Raw genomic sequence first — 21,236 nt, forward strand, 5'->3', positions numbered from 1 at the left:
GGAAGAGTTCGGCTAAAGCCTTGTTCTTTTCCTCTTAACCCCGTTGGCTGAAGCCAACGGCAATGAAATACATATTGGCAAAGAAAATAATGGTTCGGCATTATTCATTGCCGTCCCATTTATGGGACGGATAAAAACAAAACGTTTATTGGCTTTAGCCAAATTCACCATTTACCATTTACCATTTACCATTTACCATTTACCATTCACCATTCACCATTCACTATCTCGTATTCCTCCCATAAGTAATATCTGCCTGTTTAAGCACCCTAAAGGCCGTATCCAGTTCAAAATGGTATTTCTTCAGCTTTTTGTGGCCCATCGAATCAATGCGAAAAGAATAATCCAGCGTATAATAGATCAGTTTGTTATGTTCGATGCTGTCGAGCTGCCTGATGTTCCCCGGCGCGCGGTCGGGTCGCTGGTAGTTTTCACTATCTACATATTGCTCCATTTTCTTGTGGTCGTCGCTGTTGATGTGGGCGTAGTTAAGGGACGAATCGAGCGGCGTAACGTACCTGTGCTTTTCGAGTGCAGAAAAGCCTACGGTTTGCAGGTATTTTGGGTTGCCAAGCAAGTCGCGGGTGTATTTCTCAACGGCCTTATCGGCATCGCTTTGCCGTGCGGTATACACGCAGGCGGCAAGCAGCAGCAAAATTACAGGCAACAGTTTTTTCATTTCTCAGGATTGATCTTGTATCAACGAATTTATAGAAATTCGGTTTTAAAAGGACACGATTGATGGATTTTAAAGGATCGGCATGATCCTGCAACAGCGTAACCAGTAAATCAATTCGATCCTGGAATCGTGTTAAGTGCCGCACAAATCTCTTTCACCGATTCGCTGACAGGCTTGAATACTATACCGATGGCTTTTTTAAGCTTGCTATTATCAAAATCCCGGGCAATGGAGGCAGATTGCGCCGTCACTTTATCTATCGCAGGGGCTTTGCCCGTAAAAACCGACGCCAGTTTCGACAGCCGCCAGGCCAGGCCCATCATCCATGGTTTGGCGAGCGTAGCTGGGGGCTTCACGCCAAAACAATCGGCAATTTCGGTTACCAGTGGTTTGTAGGCCCGGTTTTCGGCATTCACAATAAAGCGCTCGCCACTAATTCCGCTGTTCATCAGGCTTATCATACTTTTGGCCACATCCTCCACATCTACAAAGCCCATACTGCCTTCGGTATAAAATTTCAGGCCCTTTCGTACGGTCTCAAAAAGCGCCCCACTGCCTTCGGTGCCGGCATTTGGCCCGATGATCATCGAAGGGTTCACGATAACGGCGTCCAACCCTTCGGCTATGCCGCGCCACACTTCCATTTCGCTTTCCAGTTTGGATATGGCATAACCGTCGGTCTCCAGCGCCTGATCCAGGTGGTGCTTTTCGGTGATCAGTTCGCCCGGTTTAGCCTGCCCGATGGCGGCAACCGAGCTTACGTGCACCAGCCGGCAACTATATTGCATACATACATTCACCAGGTTGCCTGTACCGGTAACATTGGTGTATATCATTTTGTCCTTATCCGATTGTTTTAGGGAAACCCAGGCCGCGCAGTTATAAACCTGCTTCACCCCGTCAAGGGCATTTTCCAGCGCAAAAATATCCAGCAGGTCGGCCTCCACCCATTCGATATTTGTATCGAAGGGTTTCAAAAGCGGGGGGATAGATGAAGTGCTCCGTTTGGTACAGCGGATGTGATGCCCCTGCCCGGCAAGTTGCTTTGCCACTTCCGAACCCAGGAAACCTGTTGCGCCTGTAACCAGTATCATTAATTTAATGTGCAAATATGCGGATGTGCAAATATGCAGATATTTTGATTAGGGTATGTTGAAAAGGTAATCAGCCCCAATCAGCAATTTACAAGCATCTGCACATCTTCTAATTTGCACATTTGCACATCGGCACATCTTCTCATTTGCACATCTGCATATCAATCCGCATATTCGCACATCCGCATATTTGCATATCGACATGTCTTTATCTGATTTTTTTTCCCCTATCGACTTAAAAAATATCGCGCCTGAGAGCGGGTATTACAGCAGCCATTTGGGCGAAAAGATCAAACGTTACCGGGATAGTTTCCCCGACCTGGAGGAAAAAACCGACATTGCCATCATTGGCGTGCAGGACGACCGCAATGCCATCGGCAACCCCGGTTGCGCGCTGGGACCCGACTATGTCCGCGAGAAATTGTACCAGCTTTTTGAAGGCGGCTATAAAACCAAAATTGCCGATCTTGGTAACATTAAGCAGGGCGCTACTATCACCGATACCTACTTCGCCGTAAAAACGGTAGTGCACGAACTGATAAAAAAAGACATTTTGCCCGTAATCATTGGCGGCGGGCAGGATATTACCTATGCCCAGTATATGGCCTACGAGGACCTGGAGCAAAAGGTTGATATGGTAGTTGTCGATCCGCGTTTTGACCTGGAGGATGACGGCGGCAGCGATAATTTGGAGACTACATCGGCATCCTACCTCAATAAAATATTTCTACACGAACCAAACTACCTGTTCAACTACAGCAACCTGGGTTTTCAAACCTATTTTGTAAGCCAGGAGAGCCTGCGGGTGATGGATAAACTGTATTTTGATGTGCACCGGCTGGGCGAGGTCAGCGGTCAGGTAGCTATGGCCGAACCTGTGATACGTAATGCCAATATGATCAGCTTTGACATGGGCGCCATACGTGCTTCCGACGCGATGGGAAATGCCAACGCATCGCCGAACGGCTTATATGGCGAGGAAGCCTGCCAGGTAGCCCGCTATGCCGGGTTTAATGATAAACTAAGTTCCATTGGCTTTTATGAGTTTAACCCGGCTTACGATAACAATGGGCAAACCGCTATGCTGCTGGCGCAAATGATATGGTGCTTTATCGATGGCTTTTATAACCGTAAAAAGGACTTCCCGCTTAACCCTAAATCGCAATACCTGATCTACAAAACCAGCCTGAAGCACGAGGATCACGAGGTGGTATTTGTAAAAAGCAAAAAATCCGACCGCTGGTGGATGCAGGTTCCCTATCCATCAAGTGGTTCAATGAACGAACGTTTTCACCTGGTGCCCTGCCGCTACGACGATTACAAAACCGCGGTCTCCGGCGAAATGCCCGATCTTTGGTGGCGCACTTATCAAAAATTAAACTAACCGCAATTCATAAAACAATAAAGCGTTATAGACAACATAATGAAAAAAATATTTTCTCTTATCGTATTACTACTGCCTTTAATGGCGTTCGCACAGTTACCGCAACCTTTTGACCTGACGGGGAAATTCGGCAGTATGAACGCTGAGGTTTATCTTTATTACCAGGCAGGATCGAATAAAGTATTGGATTCAACCAAAAGCGCTAATGGGGCCTTTGAGTTTAAGGGCGATATTGTTTATCCGTCTGTAGCTGCACTTATTGTCGATCATAAAGGCCTCGGGGCTCAAATGCTCGATTTCAATACAGCCGATAAATTTATTTTTTACCTTGATAAGGGCACTATTAATATACAAAGTGCCGATTCTGCAGCCAATGCCAAAGTTATCGGCTCGCCAATTAACGATCAATACATAAAACTGGTAGCTATCAATGATGCCGCTTCAAGCCGCATTAATAAAATAACGTCCGATGCGCTTAAATCGGCAACGGATGAAAAATCGGCAGCAGCTTCAGCCGATATGCAGGTTAAAATAAAGGCTGTCCAGGCCGATTATCATGCGGCATTGATAAAATTTGTAAAAGAAAACCCGGATAGTTACCTGAGCTTAGTTACGCTGGGCTCCATAGGCGGCCCTACACCCGACCCTAATGAGTTGTTGCCCCTGCTCGACGGCTTATCGAAAGACCTGCAGGAAACCGAAACTGCGCGCACCATGCGCAATGCGATGGAAAGCCTGAAAAGCACGTCGATAGGCGCTATCGCACCCGATTTTGAACAGACAGATACGGTCGGCAAACCGGTAAGGCTTTCCTCGTTCAGGGGTAAATATGTGCTGCTCGATTTTTGGGCATCATGGTGCGGCCCGTGCCGGCAGGAAAATCCCAATGTAGTAAAGGCGTTCAACAGGTTCAGGGATAAAAATTTTACCATCATCGGCATTTCCCTGGACAGGCCCGGCGCCGGTTTTGCCTGGTTAAATGCGATCAAGGCCGATCATCTCGGTGGCTGGACACAACTATCGGATCTTAAGTACTGGAACAATGCGGTTGCCCAGCTTTATTTTGTGCAGGGCATACCTAAAAATTTCCTGATCGACCCCCAGGGAAAGATCATCGCCCAGGATCTGCGCGGTAACGACCTCGAAAACAAGCTGGAGGAAGTGCTCGGGAAGTAATATCCATCTTGTAACGATTATTTTACAATACGGCAGGCGGGTAGTTAATCCCGATTTATATTGCTATAATTGAGTTCTCAATAGTTAAATCATGAAAAAACTGATAGCAGCAGCCGTTGCCTTAGCGCCTTTGATGGCCCTGGCCCAGGACGGCGCTTATACCATCGAAGGCAAGATAGGAAATTATAATGCCCCAGCTAAAGTATATCTTGACTACATGGTCAAAGACAAAGAGGTTAGAGATTCAGTTGTTCTAAAGGATGGCCGGTTTCAATTTAAAGGAACCATTGGGGCGACACCGATAAATGCCTACCTGGCGCTTAACGATAAAGGAACGGGACTTATTTTCAAGGATTATAAAGCCATTTACCTTGAAAAAGGCGATATAAACGTCAACAGTGCTACCAAACTGGCTGATGCAAAAGTGGATGGCCCCAAAGCCAACCAGGATAACGCTAAGTATGAGGTCATGACCAAAGCTTTCGATGCCGACCAGGATGCGTTGGATGCTAAAATAAAAGCGGAAACACCCGAACAGAAAGATTCTGAAGCTTATCAGCGCGAAATTGCAGCGGCACAGAAAGCCATAGATGATAAGCAGATGAATGCCCATAAGACATTTGTCCAGCAGAACCCCGGCTCATACATCAGCATAATGGCGCTGGAAATGTATTCCGCCTATGGTGCCGACTATGCAGATATTGCTCCGTTATATGAAGGGTTAACCCCCGAAATAAAAGGAACCGACCAGGGAAAAGAGTTTGGCGAAAGGTTACCGAAACTGAAAGCTGTTGCACTGGGCGCTACCGCTCCCTTATTTGCAGAAGCTGATACTGCCGGTAAAACAGTAAGTCTCGAATCATTCCGCGGCAAATATGTACTGGTTGATTTTTGGGCATCATGGTGCGGCCCGTGTCGCAGGGAGAACCCCAACGTAGTTAAGGGGTATAACAAATACAAAGGCAAAAACTTTACGATAGTTGGCGTGTCGTTGGATGGGCCGCGGGGTAAAATTGATCTTGCTAAAGCTAAACAAAGCTGGCTGGACGCGATACATAAAGATAAACTAACGTGGACCCAGGTATCCGACCTTAAATTCTGGAAAAGTAAAGAAGCTGACCTTTATGCCGTGCGCGGTATCCCTGCAAATTTCCTGATCGACCCTAATGGAAAGATTATCGCTAAAAGCCTGCACGGTTTCGAACTTCAAGATAAACTGGCCGAAATATTTGGCAAAGCCGAAACAGCTGGCGGCAGTAAATAATTTGAGCGTTAGTAAAACAAAAAAGGTCCGAAAGTTTTTCTTTCGGACCTTTTTTGTGGCGTGCAGGCATCTATTCGAATGTGATCGTTTTTACTGTTTGTGCATTGCCGGATAGCAAAATCATTTTGCCATTATTGCTGCTGAAGAAAACCGGGAGCAGGGTATAGGATGAAACCTTTACATCAAGCTCTTTTTCAAAATGGACGGGTGCATCCATCAGGCCATCGTTATGAATGGTTACGGCTACGGGAACTTTATCATACCTGTGGTATTTGTCCTCGATATATTTTCCGTATTGATCGTTAAATATAACAGCCAGTTTGTTGTTGATAACACCCGAGGCTATCATAAATTCGTTATCTGTATTGTGTGCGGGCCATTTGCGGCTAACGGTAACATCAAACTTCCTGGTGCCGTCGTTGGTGAAGCCGGTTACAACAATATCATTATGCTGATAGGTATAGTTATCTTCCATACTCAGCCTTTGAAGAGCACTGCCGGTTGACGGCTCTTTTTCAGCACTGTATTGTTCGCCGACAAGGAAAAATGTATCGCCGTTGTAAACGATATTGCGTGCTGTCAGCGCCGGAACAGGTGAATCGAATTTAAAGGTTTTAATTTCCTGCGGTTTCGACGAGTTGAAATACCAGCTGCCTACGGCCGGAATATCGTTAACATTGAATGCTTTTTTCTGCTGCGAATAACCCGCAACTATCAGTTCGCCTGCTTTGTCTACGCTGGTTATGTAATTCAGCACCCGAAGATCGGGGTCAGCGATGATCACCGGGATAATATTTGCTGATGAAGAGGCCGCCAGGTATTCATAAACAACGGGGTATTTGTACGATTTATCAAACTCCTCCGAGATAATATACAGGTCGCCTTTGTCTGACGCAAGGAAGTTCCATATCGATATTTCCTTAGTGTACCCGGCAAAACTGAACTGACCCTTTGCGGTTTCTTTCAAATTATCGTCCAGTAGAAAATACTGGAACTTATCGGGCATATCCTTTTCGTGTGGTAATTGCCCTACTACAGCAACGTGCTTTTTGTCGGGTGTTAGGGCTGTATACCAGTGGCCCGCGTTCGACATTTTGGTAAAATCAATGCTGCCAACGGGTATATCTGTAGTGCTCACTGTACCGTTGTTGTCAACGGCGCGGGCGGTTAACGTATTCTTGCCATCTTTTTTGCTCTTGCTCTCCACAAAAGCTACCACGTTATTCCCAACAACCTGTACGCTGCTGATCTCGCTTTCGTTGTTAAACGTTCCGCGGTTTATCTTTAAATCGGTGGCAGTGGTAATGTCGCCATTTTTGCCGGCAACTATCAGGGTGTTTATTTTCTCCATACGTTCGCTTCGCTTTACAATAAAGTAATTTGCGTTATCGTTTGCGAACGACACAAACCTGGGTTGCTTTACAGGTTTAAATTCCGGGCTGTTATTGCCCTGGGTAACTTTCACCTGGGCCTGCGCACCTGCAATGGCGAAAACGGAGATAGCTATCAGTATATAATTTTTCATGATTTTTTTATTGGTTGGTTTGTTGTCTGGCTTTAAGCTCGGTAAAAAGCATATCGTAGCCTATTTTGGTCCTTCTGTCCGACATGGAAAGATTGATGCCGCTCATCTTGTCAAGCGTACTTTGTCCTCCCGTTACATCACCTTCGGCGAAGTAGGCTTCTAATAAATTAAAATATAGCGCTAATGTAATGTCCTTGTTAATGCGTGCCTTTTTATTGTTGGGGTCCGATTCCTTTAAGGCATTGTTCCATAGCCCGCAGGCTTTATCCAGTTTGCTTTTGCCCGATGTATAGTCCTGTTGCAGCATAATCAGGCCCGATGAGGCTTCGTTAAAAGCTGTTGTCAGGTCCTGGTAATTGGCATCGTCGTTTTTGATGTAATACAGTGTCGCCACCCTTTGTACCTTAGCGAAACCATATTTATCGTTCAGCAGGTTATTGATAAATTTTAAATTCTCCTGCAGAATTTTCTCGCTATATGTTTTTACCAGTAATTCGGTATTTATCCTTAAAGGGGTGGTAGTAGCGTCGCTTTTATAAATTTTGTAGCTATTCAATTCCGGAGGCGTCAGGCTCAACTGTTCCTTACCATCCGGGCCGAACACTTTCACCGTCATGGGATGCCGGTACGAAAATTCGGTATGATAATAAGTAGCTTTAGACACGCCGCCGTTGCCGCCGCCAATTTTCACATTTTCGGTTTGCTCGTCCATATTGCGTGGCTGCGTATGGTCAAAGCCGAACAAGGTTACTACTATCTTTAACGCGTTATCAGGAGCATTCTGGTAGCCTTGCAGGTTTATGTACGTGGCCCCAAGTGCGCTGTAATCATAACTTGGTTGCAGGTCGGGCGGTGCAACATCTACAAAATACGGTTTCGGGGGTAGCTGCCTTTGGGGTTTACCGCCATCCACTATCTTATTGCCAAGCGATTTTTTGTTGTAGTCGGCTATGTCTTTATCATACCGGGCATCGGCAGCTCTTACCTGGGCGGGGTAGTCCGCCAGTTCTTTCCGGTACTTTTCTATCGCCGCCCGTTTAGCATCGTTATAATCTTTCAGTAACTGCTGGTTTTTCGCCTCGTATGCAGGGTCCATTACCACCTGGTAGTTTTTTACGCTTTTGTCTACCTGTATCGCAGGCGGCTTGTTGTAAAAATAGGTTACCTGGTCCGATTTGATCTTTTGTCCATAGCAAATGTTGCCTACTATAAGCAACATCACAGGCAGGCAGCCCGAAAATAGCTTTTTCAAAATTTTATGGATTGGTGTTAGTTTACTTTTTAGATGCGGCCCAGGTGTTATATTCGTCCACTATGGTCATAATATCAAGCTTGCCGTAGCCTTTTTCTTTACGGTCAATTTTACCGGCCAGGTCTGTATCGTCGCCAACCAGCTTTTGCATCGCTTTTTTAAAGCCGAACAGCATCGAAGCATTGCTTACAGGCTCTTCATCGCCCTTTTGCCATACCGGCTGTTCTTCGCCACCGATAAAATAAAGGTACATGCTAATGACGCCGGGTTTTGCTATAAACAGGAAGCTGCGCGTAGCCTTACCCAAACCAATGTTTCCGCTATAATCCATGCTTTTATATTGAAAGTTTTCTATCGAAAAGCCTTTCAGCTCGGAAGGTTTATATACTTTTTTTGTCCGCTCGTCGTCCATATCGGTATAAAAAGTACATTTATTTTGATTATTCTCGTTGCCCGTATTTCGGATGTAACCTTTGATTGTTTCTCCGTCGGTCGTGGTTACGGTGCCGGGATAAATACGATGTTCAAGATTTGGTTTGGTGTTTTGCGCGATAGCGCCGATGCTGATAAATGCCATCAGCAAAGCTGTGATAAGTGTTTTTTGCATAATGATTAGGTTAAACGGAATTATTGGTTTAAGGTTGTTGGTTGCCGGTTATTTTAATGTTAATAAACAGGCGTGTAATTGGTTTAAGGCAACCCTCAACCAATTTACAATTATTTTTCGGATTTGCTAATGTCTGAACTATAAAAGATCGAACCCGATATCTTTCCTGAAATACATGCCGTCCCAGTAAATACGGCTGGCATCCGCCGTAGCTTGCTGCAGCGCGTCGAATAGGTTATCCTGCAAACTGGATACGGCCAATACACGGCCTCCTGTTGTAATAATATCGTCTCCCTGCATCGATGTTCCGGCGTGGAATACTTTTGAATCGCGTACGTTTTCGATGCCGGTTATTACCTTATTCTTCAGGTACTCGCCCGGGTAACCGCCGGCCACCATCACCACAGTAGCCGCTGTTCTATTGGATATGATCAATTCTTTTTTATCGAGGTTGCCTTCCGCAACACCTTCCAGCAGGTCAACAAAATCAGATTCTATCCTTAGCATCACGCTTTCTGTTTCCGGGTCGCCCATGCGGCAGTTATATTCTATCATATAAGGCTCGCCATCGCAATTCATCAAGCCGATAAAAATGAAACCTTTATAGGCGATATTCTCTTTTCGTAGTCCTTCAACCGTAGGGATGATCACCTTTTCCTCCACCTTTTTCAAGAAGGCTTCATCAGCAAACGGAACAGGGGAGACCGAACCCATGCCGCCGGTATTGAGGCCGGTATCGCCTTCGCCTATACGCTTATAATCCTTCGCTTCCGGCAGCACCTTATAATTCTCGCCGTCGGTCATCACAAAAACCGATAGCTCTATCCCCTGCAAAAATTGCTCGACTAATACTTTTGAACCCGCATCGCCAAACTTGGCGTGCGTCAGCATCTCGGTCAGTTCCAGTTGGGCTTCTTCAAGCGTGGTGCAAATAAGCACACCTTTACCCGCAGCCAGTCCATCGGCTTTTAAAACTACGGGCAGGCCGGCGGTGGCAAGATATTCAAAACCTTCCTGCAAAGTCTCGCGGGTAAATGTTTGCGAAGCAGCCGCGGGAATGTTGTGCCTTTGCATAAACGCTTTGGAAAAATCTTTGCTGCCTTCCAGCTGCGCGCCCTCGCTTTGCGGCCCTATAACCGGAATATCTTTTAACCCTTCATTCGCCAGGAAAAAATCATGGATGCCTTTTACCAGCGGTTCCTCGGGCCCAACCAGCACCAGGTCGATAGAATTTTCTATCGCAAAGTTGCCTATGTTCTCAAAGTCGGTCGCCTTAATATTCACATTAGTGCCGTATTGCGACGTGCCCGCATTGCCGGGTGCAATAAAAAGATGGTCGCATTTTGGGCTTTGCGAAATTTTCCAGGCGAAGGCGCTTTCCCTTCCGCCCGATCCGAGGAGCAGGATATTCATGCGGCAAAGATAGTTTTTGATGTGCAGATTTCAGATGGGCAGATGTGCAAATAATATAGGTGAATGATGTGTGTTATTTTAATCTTCATCTGCACATACGCATATCTGCACATCCGCACATTTCCCTTAATTTTACAGCATGTCAAAAAGATTGGAAAAATACCGTAAGCTTCCTGTTTTTATAAAGGCGGAAGAATTACTGGAACTGGCCCAAGCAATAGTTGAAGCAATAAAAGAGGATGATCAAAAGGAATGGCTTGCAGGCGAGATCATCGGTAACGCCATGATGGTACAGGCTAAAATTGCAGGCGCCGAAGGTGCCGGGTTATACTCGCTGCGTATGGAAAATGCCGTGCTGATAAAGTCTGCGGTTTATAATATGCGCAATGCGGTTATCAGCACCGAAATGTTCGGACTTAACAATGAAGATTATGTGGACCTGATGCGGGAAAAGATTGAAGAATTCAGGGTTGAATTTGTTGCCTGGATACGCGGGTTTGACAAAAGCTATGATATACCCGACAACTGGGCCATTCGGTTTGATACCAGCACCCCCGAACAGGAGAAGTTAGAAGAACTTATGTTCGACGATGATAAATTTGATGCAGACGACTACTTCGATGATGAAGATGACGCTGGTCCGGATGCAGATGATGAAAATTGATCATTTGCACATTCGCACATTAACCTTTCTCCTCTATCCTTTCACCTTTCAACAACAAAAACAGTACCTTTGCCTGCCATTATGACCTCACCGGGCGCGATGGCGCAATTGTTGAGTTAGTCGGAGAATATATCGATATAATTATGTTGGATTTCATCAGTAAGCTGTTCGGCAGCAAGTCAGAACGGGATATAAAAAGTATACAGCCTATAGTTGAGCGTATCAAGGAAGAGTATGCAAAGCTTGACGGCATCAGTAATGATGAGCTGCGCGCAAAAACTGTAGCCTTTAAGGAGACCATTAAAGAGGGCCTTGCTGAAATAGATGCTGAATTACAGGAAATTAAAGACAGGATAGAACAAAACCCAGGTCTTGATGTAAACGAGAAGGTTGAGCTTTACCGCCAGGTAGATAAGCTGGAAAAAGACCGTAATAAGGAATTGGAAGTTATCCTGATGAACATCTTGCCCGAAGGCTTTGCCGTGGTAAAGGAAACTGCCCGCAGGCTTAAGGAAAACAAAACGATAGAAGTTACAGCAACTCAATTTGACCGCGATCTTGCCGCGCGCAAAAGCAATGTTATTATAAAAGGTGACAAAGCAGTACATCATAATACATGGATGGCAGCCGGCAATGAAGTTACCTGGGATATGGTTCACTATGATGTTCAGTTGATAGGTGGTACCGTATTGCATGAGGGGAAAATTGCCGAAATGGCAACAGGTGAAGGTAAAACACTGGTTGCGACATTGCCTGCTTACCTGAATGCGCTCTCCGGGCAAGGTGTTCATATTGTGACGGTTAACGATTACCTGGCCCGACGCGACTCGGAATGGATGGGGCCGCTGTACGAGTTTCACGGCTTATCGGTTGATTGTATCGACCGGCATGAACCAAACTCCGAAGAGCGCCGCAACGCGTACCTGGCCGATATCACTTTCGGTACCAACAACGAATTTGGTTTCGATTACCTGCGTGACAATATGACACGCACCCCCGAAGAACTGGTGCAGCGCAAGCTGCATTATGCGATGGTGGATGAGGTCGACTCGGTATTGATAGACGATGCGCGTACGCCATTGATCATATCGGGCCCGATACCCCGCGGCGACGAGCATGAGTTTTATGAATTGAAACCGCGTATCGAACGCCTGGTAAATGCGCAGAAGGCATATATCAATACCGTATTGAACGAAGCCAAGAAATCCCTCGCCGACGGTAAAGCCGGAATTGATGATGGCGGCCTGGCCCTGTTGCGCGCCCACAGGGGTTTACCCAAAAGCAAAGCGCTGATCAAATTTTTAAGCGAAGGCGCTAACAAGCAGGTGCTGTTAAAAACCGAGAACCATTACATGCAGGACCAGGGCAAAGAGATGCCTAAGGTGGATTCGGAGCTTTTCTTTGTGATCGACGAAAAGAACAACCAGGTTGAACTGACTGAAAAAGGGATCGAACTGATCACCTCGTCGGGCGAGGATCCGCATTTCTTTGTGATGCCCGACGTGGGTACCGAAATTGCCGAGATAGAAAAATCACACGCAAGCAATGAGGATAAGGTAACCCAAAAAGATACCCTGATGCGCGACTTCTCCATCAAATCGGAGCGCATCCACTCGGTAAACCAATTATTAAAAGCATATACCCTTTTTGAGAAGGATACAGAATACATCATCGACGAAGGTAAGGTAAAGATAGTTGACGAGCAGACGGGCCGTATTTTGGATGGCCGTCGTTATTCCGACGGTTTGCACCAGGCTATTGAGGCCAAGGAAAATGTGAAGGTGGAAGATGCCACCCAAACCTTTGCCACCATCACCCTGCAAAACTACTTCAGGATGTACCACAAGCTTTGTGGTATGACCGGTACCGCGATAACCGAAGCAGGTGAGTTTTGGGAGATTTACAAACTGGATGTGGTGGAAATACCTACCAATGCCAAAATAGTACGCGATGACCGCCAGGACCTTGTGTATCGCACCGTGCGCGAAAAATATAACGCCGTAGCGGATGAGATAACCAAACTGACCCAGGAAGGCCGCCCGGTACTGGTGGGTACAACATCGGTTGATATATCGGAGTTGCTTAGCCGTATGCTAAAGCTGCGCGGCATCAAACATAACGTACTGAACGCCAAACTGCACCAAAAGGAAGCTGATATCGTAGCTGAAGCAGGTAAAGCCGGCACCGTAACTATAGCCACCAACATGGCCGGTCGTGGTACCGACATTAAGCTTGGCCCGGGTGTAAAAGATGCCGGCGGTTTAGCTATCGTAGGCACCGAGCGTCACGAATCCCGCCGTGTTGACAGGCAGTTGCGCGGCCGTTCAGGTCGCCAGGGCGACCCGGGTTCCACACAGTTCTTTGTGTCGCTGGAAGATAACCTGATGCGTTTGTTCGGATCTGAACGTATATCCAACCTGATGGTGCGCATGGGTATCGAAGAAGGTGAAGTAATACAGCACTCGATGATTTCCAAATCCATCGAGCGTGCGCAGAAAAAGGTGGAAGAAAATAACTTTGGTATCCGTAAGCGTTTGCTGGAATATGACGACGTGATGAACTCGCAGCGTACCGTTGTTTATTCAAAACGTAAGAATGCCCTGTTCGGCGAACGCCTGGAAGTAGATATTAACAATACTATTTTCGATGTGGTTGCCGATGTGGTCACCGAGTTTAAGGAGTCGAACAATTACGAAGGTTTCCAGTTAGAGATCATCCGTGTATTTTCTGTCGATACTGAAATATCGGAGGATGAATTTGCATCGACAAACCTTAACGGCCTTGTCGACAAGGTGTTTGCCGAAGTTAACGCTTTTTACAAGCGTAAATCCGAAGCGGTTGCCCAGCAGGCTTTCCCCGTTATACAGGATGTTTTCAAAACCCGCGGCGAATACGTGGAAAATATCGTGGTTCCGTTTACGGATGGCATACACGGCCTGCAGGTTGCCGTTCCGCTAAAAAAGGCAGTTGAAAATAAAGGCGCCGAGGTGTTCAAATCATTTGAGAAGAATGTAGTGCTTTACCTGATAGACGACGCCTGGAAAGAACACCTGCGTGAAATGGATGAGTTGAAACAATCCGTACAAAACGCGGTTTATGAACAGAAAGACCCACTATTGGTTTACAAGTTCGAAGCATTCGAATTGTTCCGCTCCATGCTGGCTAATGTGAATAAGGAGGTGGTGAGCTTCCTGTTCAGGGGAGGCATACCGGTACAGGAACCCGAGGAAGTTAGGGAAGCAAGGCCGCAGCCTAAAATGGACCTGAGGAAATTGCGTACCTCGAAACCCGAACTGGTTTCAGAATCAAACGGCATGCCGATGGAAGATACCCGCGAACTGCAAAAACCAACGCCGGTACGGGTGGAACAAAAGGTTGGCCGTAACGACCCTTGTCCATGCGGTAGCGGTAAGAAATTTAAGAATTGCCACGGAGTAGGGCAGGCGTAATGTAATAAAGCGTCATGGCGAGCGATAGCGCGGCCATCTCTGCACATGCAAATAGACAATGCATAGTTCTGAGATTGCTTCGTTCCTCGCAATGACGAAAGGGTTTAAACTATGAACAACACAGCATCATATCATAACGTTTTTCGCAACATTATGAGATGCTGTTTTTTTATGCTTTTACTTTTTTCAGCATCTGTAGTTTCGGCACAAACTAAAGGTAAAGTCGAAGTAATCAGGGACCCCAGGGTTGATACACTTATAGCACGCCGCGCCGAGTTGAACAAAGCCGTAAGTGGTGAGCAAGTGATGGGTTTCCGTGTACAGATATTTACCGGGGGCAATCGTAAAGATGCTTACAATGCACAGACTAAATTCCTTGAAGAATTTCCCGATATTCGCAGTTACGTGATCTATAGCGAGCCCAATTTTAAGGTACGTGTGGGCGATTTCAGATCGCGCATGGAGGCCGAAAAATTACAGGACGACTTAAGAAAAACGTTCATGGGTACTTTTATTATAACCGAAAAAGTAAATCCGCCCAAACCGGACAGCGATGAATAAAGAAACAATACAGCAACTATCCCAAAATATTTTCAACGATGTTGTGGCCAACCGCCGCCACCTGCATTCACACCCCGAACTTTCATTTCACGAGACAGAGACATCCGCCTTCGTTGCCCAAAAGCTGGATGACCTGGGCCTCGAATACGTACACATGGCCGATAAGGGCCTGGTGGCACTCATCAAAGGCAGCAAGCCGTCGGATAAAGTAGTAGCCCTGCGTGCCGATATGGACGCGCTGCCGATCACCGAAGCCAATGATGTCCCGTACAAATCGCAAAACAGCGGTGTGATGCATGCCTGCGGGCACGATGCGCATACCTCATCACTATTAGGCACGGCTACCATTTTAACCCAATTGAAAGACCAGTTTGCCGGAACAATAAAACTCATTTTTCAGCCCGCCGAAGAAAAATTGCCCGGTGGCGCGAGCCTGATGATCAAGGAAGGAGTATTGGAAAACCCCAAGCCGCAGGCCGTAATTGGTCAGCACGTAATGCCGCTGATAGATGCCGGTAAAGTAGGCTTCCGGTCGGGCAAATACATGGCCTCTACCGACGAGATATATGTAACCGTAAAAGGCAAAGGCGGCCACGGCGCGCAGCCCCAGCAAAACATCGACCCGGTTATTATTACCGCGCATATTTTAACGGCGCTGCAAACCATTATTAGTCGTTCGGCCGACCCGAAAAGTCCGTCGGTGCTTTCCTTCGGAAAGGTCATCGCCAACGGCGCTACCAACGTTATCCCGAACGAGGTTTACCTCGAAGGTACGTTCCGCACCATGGACGAACAATGGCGCAGCGATGCCCACAAGAAAATGAAAAAAATGGCCGAAGGCATTGCGGAAAGCATGGGCGGAAGCTGTGATTTCAATATCATGCGCGGCTATCCGTTCCTCATCAACGAAGAAAAACTGACCGCCTCGACCCGCGGTTATGCCGAAGATTATTTAGGGAAGGAAAATGTGCTCGACCTGGATATCTGGATGGCAGCCGAAGATTTTGCCTACTACTCGCAAGTCGCCGATTCCTGCTTTTACCGCCTCGGTACCCGCAACGAAAGCCGGGGCATAACCTCATCGGTCCATACCCCAACCTTTGACGTAGAGGAAGATGCCTTCAAGATCAGCACCGGGCTGATGGCCTATATTGCGCTGAAGCAATTGGGAAATTGATTTCGTTAGGGTATCTTTGATTAGCAAAAGGTACGTTTTAATGCCTAAACCATGACTAGTCGGAATTACCATCTAAAGAAATTTTACGCTGCGATATTTCTTCTTATCCTTTCGTCTATTATCCTGATGCTTTATAAGGAAGCATTCTCATTATTAGGTGAGATATTCTTGATAGCTCTTGCATTGCTATTTGCCGGAATAGCTGTTTACACAGTGTTCAACAATTACAGAAACTCTCCGAAGGTGGAAGTGAATGGTGATTCGATCACCTTTAATCGTAAAAAAATATATTATTGGAAGGATCTCGAAAAAATCGAAATGACGGGCAAGTGGCCATTTGACTTTTGGGGCAACAAGAAAGAAGGGGTTTTCCTAAAGTTTAAAGAAGAGAAGGAACTATATATTTTTGATGATATGTATTTCAATATGCCGGCAATAAAAGTATATATTGAGAAAATTGTGTTGCCAAAGGATTCCGCCCTGTCAGAGCCGAAAACCAGGGATTTTACAAAGCCTTCCGATGGGAAGTTCACTTTCTATGATGGAAGGCAATTGTACAGTTTTAATGGAATAGTACTGTGGAGCATAATTTCAATTTTTTTGGTTATAACCACAATTGACCTTTTTAAAAATCAAGACATAGCTACATTATTAGCAGCAACAATAATCAGTTTCCTTGCATTGATCCTGTTTTCGATGAAAATGAAATATTTTGCGGTCTCCGATAATTGTCTTCTGATCAAAACGCATAACTTTTTCTGGCTTAAAACAATTTATGGCCTTATAGATGTTAGGGAGCTGGTTTTTGAGCGGGGGAAAGACCGCTCGGCTACCACCACGTTAAGAATAATATTTAAAGATTTCACAAGTGCCACCTATCCCGCTGCCACTCTATGGAGCAAAAAATGGCTGGAATTAAAAGCCGACCTTGAAAGCAAAGGCATTAAAGTGCGTAACGAATGCGTTACCTATGAACCGTTCGAGTTTAAATTTTTCAACGATTAAATAGAAAATCGGTGTAATCCCAATCAAATCGGCGTAATCCAAAGATCAATGAAGCTCGTCACCTGGAACTGCAATATGGCTTACCGCAAAAAAGCTCAATTCATTTTAGCTTTTCAGCCGGATATTGTAGTGGTGCAGGAATGTGAAGACCCGGAACATCTTAAATTTTCTGCCGACCTGCAGCAACCTTCGGATATGATATGGCATGGCACAAACCCGCATAAGGGTGTCGGCGTATTTGCTTACAATGGTTACCGCTTGAAAATACATAAGAGCCATGATCCCGAACTTAAAACTATCATCCCGGTCAAAGTCACTGGTGGGGAGCGGGATTTTTTATTATTCGCCGTTTGGGCCAACAACCCGCAGGACAAGAAATTTCAGTATGTGGGACAGGTATGGAAAGCGGTACAACACTATGCGCATTTACTGAAACGCAACCCGTCTATCTGGGCCGGCGATTTCAATAGCAATTCCATCTGGGATAAACCAAAACGGGAAGGCAACCATACCCACCTGGTCAAATTCCTTGCTGATAGGAAAATACATAGCGTGTATCACCATCATCACAAGCAGCAGCATGGCTCGGAGGCGCATCCAACCTATTTCCTTTACCGCCATCAGGATAAGCCTTACCATATGGATTATTGTTTTGCATCGCAACACTTTATCAAAAAGCTGCAACAGGTCGGCGTGGGGGTATATAATGATTGGCGGGATCACAGCGATCATAAACCGCTAATTATCAGCTTCAAATAGATGGCGCCGCAGCTCAGGGCACTTTCATTATAAATTGCTTTGAATAATAATTTCGATTATCTTTAGGAACACCAATCGACGGATGAAGAAGACATTTCTTTTAATTACAGCATTGCTGTTGACAGCCTGCCTGGCCAATGCCCAAAGCCAGTGGATAAACTATAAAATAGATGATAAGGTATCTGCCAACCTCCCTGTTCAGCCAACGCGCGCCGACGAACACAGTGTTTTTGCAAAAGGGAGCGATTCTGTAATTTATGTAGTGGCCACGGTTGATTTTTCCAAGCTCGAGGGCCATTTGGACTCTGCGCAACTGGCCGAAATGGCGCCGACTACGGAATTTACGGATGAACTTAAAGCGGGGATGCTAAGCGAAATGCCCGGGAGTACTTTAGGGGACGTAACTGCCGGCAAGTGGCACGGGTACAATACTTTTACCATGGAAGGCGGTAACGCTGCCGGTAAGCTGAAGCTATATGTCTATATGGTGATCATAGGCACCAATATGTATAGCCTGATGGTGGTATCACCCGAAGGCCGTGATACTAAAGGCAAAGATGTTTTTTTTGCTTCGCTGGCGCTTAACCATTAACGCCTTCGGCCGCTGCCTTTATAACACCGTTCCTTTTGATAAGCAGGCTGGTCATATACTTCGTCAGTACCATCCGGTTGAATAACCTGCCCAATATTCCGTAAGGCGACTCAAAGATGAACACATCTTTCATCAGCGTTTGACCGTTCCGTGCAAGGAAATAATGCTCGTGCCGGAAGCTTTTGAACGCACCTTTTACCAGCTCATCCGCAAAGAAATTCGGCTTATCAAAATCGGTGATCTCCGATGTCAGTGTTTGCCACATCCCGAAATGCTTAGCCCGCCAGGTAACCGTTTCGCCCAATTCTATCAAACCACTGGTTCTGCCGGCAACGGCTTGTTCCCCTGTTTGTTTGGTCGATTCGATATGTACGTCGATACTCCGCGCCAGGTCGAAACAGGTTTCGATGGGGGCATTGATGATGGTGGTGAGTTCTATCTTGGGCATTTGTCAGAATCACAGATTTTAAATGATTATTTTGATTGCACAGATTGTGATGCCCAGGCTGCTGCTAAGCATCAGTGAAATCTACTAAATCAGTATAAATCTGTGATCAAAACTCCGCATTTTTCGGGAACCTTGGGAATGGTATCACGTCCCTGATGTTGCCCATACCGGTTACGAACAGCACTAAACGCTCAAATCCCAAACCAAAGCCGGCATGCGGACAAGCGCCAAAACGGCGGGTATCCAGATACCACCACAATTCGTCTTTCGGTATACCCATCTCGTCCATGCGCTGCTCCAGTTTCTCCAGTCGCTCCTCACGCTGCGAGCCGCCTACGATCTCGCCAATGCCCGGGAAAAGGATATCCATAGCTCTAACGGTTTTGCCGTCATCGTTCTGGCGCATATAGAAAGCCTTGATCTCTCTCGGGTAATCGGTCAGGATAACTGGTTTTTTAAAATGCTTTTCAACCAAATAACGTTCATGTTCCGATTGCAGGTCGGTGCCCCAGCCCTCAACTAAATACTGGAACTTCTTCTTTTTATTCGGGGTCGATTCTTTTAATATGTCGATAGCCTCGGTATAGGTTAGCCGCTGAAAATCATTATCCAAACAAAACTGCAATTTTTCGGTCAGGCCCATTTCGGATCTTTCATTCTGCGGCTTTTGTTTTTCCTCTTCTGCCAAACGCTGGCTCAAAAATTCAATATCATCCGCGTTATATTTCAAAGCCTCGCTGATCACATATTTCAGCAGCGCTTCGGCCAGGTCCATGTTATCTTCCAGGTCGTAAAAAGCCATTTCGGGCTCTATCATCCAAAACTCGGCCAGGTGACGGGTTGTATTGGAATTTTCGGCACGGAAAGTTGGACCGAAAGTATAGATGTCGCTTAATGCCATTGCGCCAAGCTCGCCTTCCAACTGGCCTGATACGGTAAGGTTAGTAGCCTTGCCAAAAAAGTCCTGCTTGTAATCCACATCCCCGTTCTCAACCCTCGGCGGATTGGCCATGTCCAGGTTGGTAACTTTAAAAGCCTCGCCCGCACCCTCGGCATCCGAAGCGGTAATGATAGGCGTATGCAGGTAAACAAAACCGCGGTCGTTAAAAAAGCGGTGTATGGCGTAGGAAAGGGTATTCCTCACCCTGAATATCGCCCCAAAAGTGTTGGTACGAAAACGCAGGTGCGCTATTTCCCTCAAAAATTCCAGGCTATGTTTTTTGGGCTGAAGCGGGTATTTCTCCGGGTCACTATCGCCTAAAACCTCTATCTGTGTTGCCTTTACTTCAACTTTCTGGCCTTTGCCAAGTGAGGCGACCAACTGCCCGACCACGCTGATAGCCGCGCCGGTAGTCAGGCGTTTTAACAATGCCGGGTCGGTGTTCTCAAAATCGACCACAACCTGGATATTATTATTGGTCGAGCCGTCATTTAAAGCGATAAACTGGTTGTTGCGAAAGGTGCGTATCCATCCTTTTACCGTAACCTCCATGTTGGTTTGTTCACTCTCTAATAATGCTTTGATCTTTGTCCGCTGGCTCATACTATAAAAATATTCGAGCGGCAAAAATACAACTAATTAGATAAATACGCAGTGAATTTTCCGTTTAAAAGGGCAATGGTGGTGGTATGGTCCGGGTCGGTAAAACGCAGGTTGAAGGTGGCTTTCATCTCCGTAGGGTCCGGGTTAGTAGTAGCGCCATTATGCTGTACCTCAAAAGTTGTGATGTCGATCTTATTATCGTAGGCAGGGTCGAGTATATACGCCGTCTTTACCCCGTTTAAAAATATTGTATACGTAACATTCTCATCCGTTGGTGTATAGCTTCCAACGCCATTGTATTGAAGGTTAATAGCCAGCGAATCATTTGCTGTATTCAATAGTTGCGGTCCTGCGGTGGAAATAAAAATATCGTTGGTATTGCTTCGCGTGCTTTTGATGATCGGCATCTGCCAGGCAGCTCCATTTTTTTGAGCCGTCATCACCACGGGCTGTGGCAATACGCAGCACAATGGTTTTTTTGAGCAGGAGGCTGAAAGAAGAGCGGCACCCAAAAGCAGGAGATAAGCGAGTTTTTTCATCAGACGAAAAGTTTAGTTTAAGCAATATACGCGGCTTCGATCGGATTCGCTACACCGGTTACTAAAATACTGACTTATAATGTATTTTTGCCGCATAAATTAAAC

19 protein-coding genes are annotated in these 21,236 nt (G+C 46.1%); 10 read left to right on the forward strand and 9 right to left on the reverse strand.

Annotated features, from left to right (window positions below; translation table 11 throughout):
* Positions 1-223: 223 nt before the first annotated feature.
* Together VL525_RS11990 and VL525_RS11995 are read right to left on the reverse strand one after the other, a co-directional pair.
* Positions 224-679, reverse strand: coding sequence for a hypothetical protein (locus VL525_RS11990; protein ID WP_325386805.1), 456 nt, complete (start codon positions 677-679; stop codon positions 224-226).
* A gap of 110 nt (positions 680-789) precedes the next feature.
* Positions 790-1,773 carry an SDR family NAD(P)-dependent oxidoreductase gene (locus VL525_RS11995; protein WP_325386807.1) on the reverse strand — a complete coding sequence of 328 codons (984 nt, stop codon included), beginning with the start codon at positions 1,771-1,773 and terminating at the stop codon, positions 790-792.
* Positions 1,774-1,975: 202 nt separating this feature from the next.
* Here VL525_RS11995 and VL525_RS12000 point away from each other — a divergent pair, with 202 nt between their 5' ends.
* The 3 genes from VL525_RS12000 to VL525_RS12010 all read left to right on the forward strand — a co-directional run bounded on the left by VL525_RS12000 (position 1,976) and on the right by VL525_RS12010 (position 5,597).
* Positions 1,976-3,157: a formimidoylglutamase gene (locus tag VL525_RS12000; RefSeq protein WP_325386809.1), complete on the forward strand. Its 1,182-nt coding sequence runs from the start codon at positions 1,976-1,978 to the stop codon at positions 3,155-3,157.
* 39 nt (positions 3,158-3,196) lie between these two features.
* Positions 3,197-4,333, forward strand: coding sequence for a TlpA disulfide reductase family protein (locus VL525_RS12005; protein WP_325386811.1), 1,137 nt, complete (start codon positions 3,197-3,199; stop codon positions 4,331-4,333).
* Between the two features lie 91 nt (positions 4,334-4,424).
* The gene (locus VL525_RS12010; protein ID WP_325386813.1) at positions 4,425-5,597 is read left to right on the forward strand and encodes a TlpA disulfide reductase family protein; all 1,173 of its coding nucleotides are present in this window, start codon (positions 4,425-4,427) and stop codon (positions 5,595-5,597) included.
* Positions 5,598-5,667: 70 nt separating this feature from the next.
* Here the strand turns inward: VL525_RS12010 and VL525_RS12015 are convergent, their stop codons facing one another.
* The 4 genes from VL525_RS12015 to purD all read right to left on the reverse strand — a co-directional run bounded on the left by VL525_RS12015 (position 5,668) and on the right by purD (position 10,394).
* Positions 5,668-7,122, reverse strand: coding sequence for a hypothetical protein (locus VL525_RS12015; protein WP_325386815.1), 1,455 nt, complete (start codon positions 7,120-7,122; stop codon positions 5,668-5,670).
* A gap of 7 nt (positions 7,123-7,129) precedes the next feature.
* Positions 7,130-8,374: a hypothetical protein gene (locus tag VL525_RS12020; protein WP_325386817.1), complete on the reverse strand. Its 1,245-nt coding sequence runs from the start codon at positions 8,372-8,374 to the stop codon at positions 7,130-7,132.
* Positions 8,375-8,396: 22 nt separating this feature from the next.
* Positions 8,397-8,981 carry a hypothetical protein gene (locus VL525_RS12025; RefSeq protein WP_325386819.1) on the reverse strand — a complete coding sequence of 195 codons (585 nt, stop codon included), beginning with the start codon at positions 8,979-8,981 and terminating at the stop codon, positions 8,397-8,399.
* 138 nt (positions 8,982-9,119) lie between these two features.
* Positions 9,120-10,394, reverse strand: coding sequence for a phosphoribosylamine--glycine ligase (gene purD, locus VL525_RS12030; protein WP_325386821.1), 1,275 nt, complete (start codon positions 10,392-10,394; stop codon positions 9,120-9,122).
* Between the two features lie 139 nt (positions 10,395-10,533).
* On the opposite strand from purD, the gene VL525_RS12035 reads away from it, so the two are divergent.
* From VL525_RS12035 to VL525_RS12065, 7 genes are all read left to right on the forward strand, one after another.
* Positions 10,534-11,058: a hypothetical protein gene (locus VL525_RS12035; RefSeq protein WP_325386823.1), complete on the forward strand. Its 525-nt coding sequence runs from the start codon at positions 10,534-10,536 to the stop codon at positions 11,056-11,058.
* A 143-nt stretch (positions 11,059-11,201) separates the two neighbouring features.
* On the forward strand, positions 11,202-14,507 hold the full coding sequence (gene secA / locus VL525_RS12040; RefSeq protein WP_325386825.1) for a preprotein translocase subunit SecA: 3,306 nt from the start codon (positions 11,202-11,204) through the stop codon (positions 14,505-14,507).
* A 171-nt stretch (positions 14,508-14,678) separates the two neighbouring features.
* The gene (locus VL525_RS12045) at positions 14,679-15,068 is read left to right on the forward strand and encodes an SPOR domain-containing protein (protein ID WP_325386827.1); all 390 of its coding nucleotides are present in this window, start codon (positions 14,679-14,681) and stop codon (positions 15,066-15,068) included.
* Positions 15,061-16,245: a M20 family metallopeptidase gene (locus VL525_RS12050; protein WP_325386829.1), complete on the forward strand. Its 1,185-nt coding sequence runs from the start codon at positions 15,061-15,063 to the stop codon at positions 16,243-16,245. The genes VL525_RS12045 and VL525_RS12050 overlap by 8 nt, the downstream gene beginning before the upstream one ends.
* Before the next feature lie 51 nt (positions 16,246-16,296).
* A complete protein-coding gene (locus tag VL525_RS12055) occupies positions 16,297-17,250 on the forward strand; it encodes a hypothetical protein (protein ID WP_325386831.1) in 954 nt (317 codons plus the stop codon).
* A gap of 48 nt (positions 17,251-17,298) precedes the next feature.
* Positions 17,299-18,009: an endonuclease/exonuclease/phosphatase family protein gene (locus VL525_RS12060; RefSeq protein WP_325386833.1), complete on the forward strand. Its 711-nt coding sequence runs from the start codon at positions 17,299-17,301 to the stop codon at positions 18,007-18,009.
* 82 nt (positions 18,010-18,091) lie between these two features.
* Positions 18,092-18,601 (forward strand): hypothetical protein, encoded by a 510-nt coding sequence (locus tag VL525_RS12065; protein ID WP_325386835.1) that lies wholly within the window; start codon positions 18,092-18,094, stop codon positions 18,599-18,601.
* On the opposite strand, the gene VL525_RS12070 is transcribed toward VL525_RS12065, so the two are convergent.
* The 3 genes from VL525_RS12070 to VL525_RS12080 form a co-directional block, all read right to left on the reverse strand.
* Positions 18,591-19,049 (reverse strand): SRPBCC family protein, encoded by a 459-nt coding sequence (locus tag VL525_RS12070; protein ID WP_325386837.1) that lies wholly within the window; start codon positions 19,047-19,049, stop codon positions 18,591-18,593. The genes VL525_RS12065 and VL525_RS12070 overlap by 11 nt on opposite strands.
* A gap of 106 nt (positions 19,050-19,155) precedes the next feature.
* Positions 19,156-20,592: an asparagine--tRNA ligase gene (gene asnS, locus VL525_RS12075; RefSeq protein WP_325386839.1), complete on the reverse strand. Its 1,437-nt coding sequence runs from the start codon at positions 20,590-20,592 to the stop codon at positions 19,156-19,158.
* Positions 20,593-20,624: 32 nt separating this feature from the next.
* Complete coding sequence (locus VL525_RS12080) at positions 20,625-21,131, reverse strand: hypothetical protein (protein WP_325386841.1); 507 nt, start codon at positions 21,129-21,131, stop codon at positions 20,625-20,627.
* Between the last annotated feature and the right edge of the window lie 105 nt (positions 21,132-21,236).

It is taken from the genome of Mucilaginibacter sp. (assembly GCF_035492695.1).
GTDB lineage: Bacteria > Bacteroidota > Bacteroidia > Sphingobacteriales > Sphingobacteriaceae > Mucilaginibacter.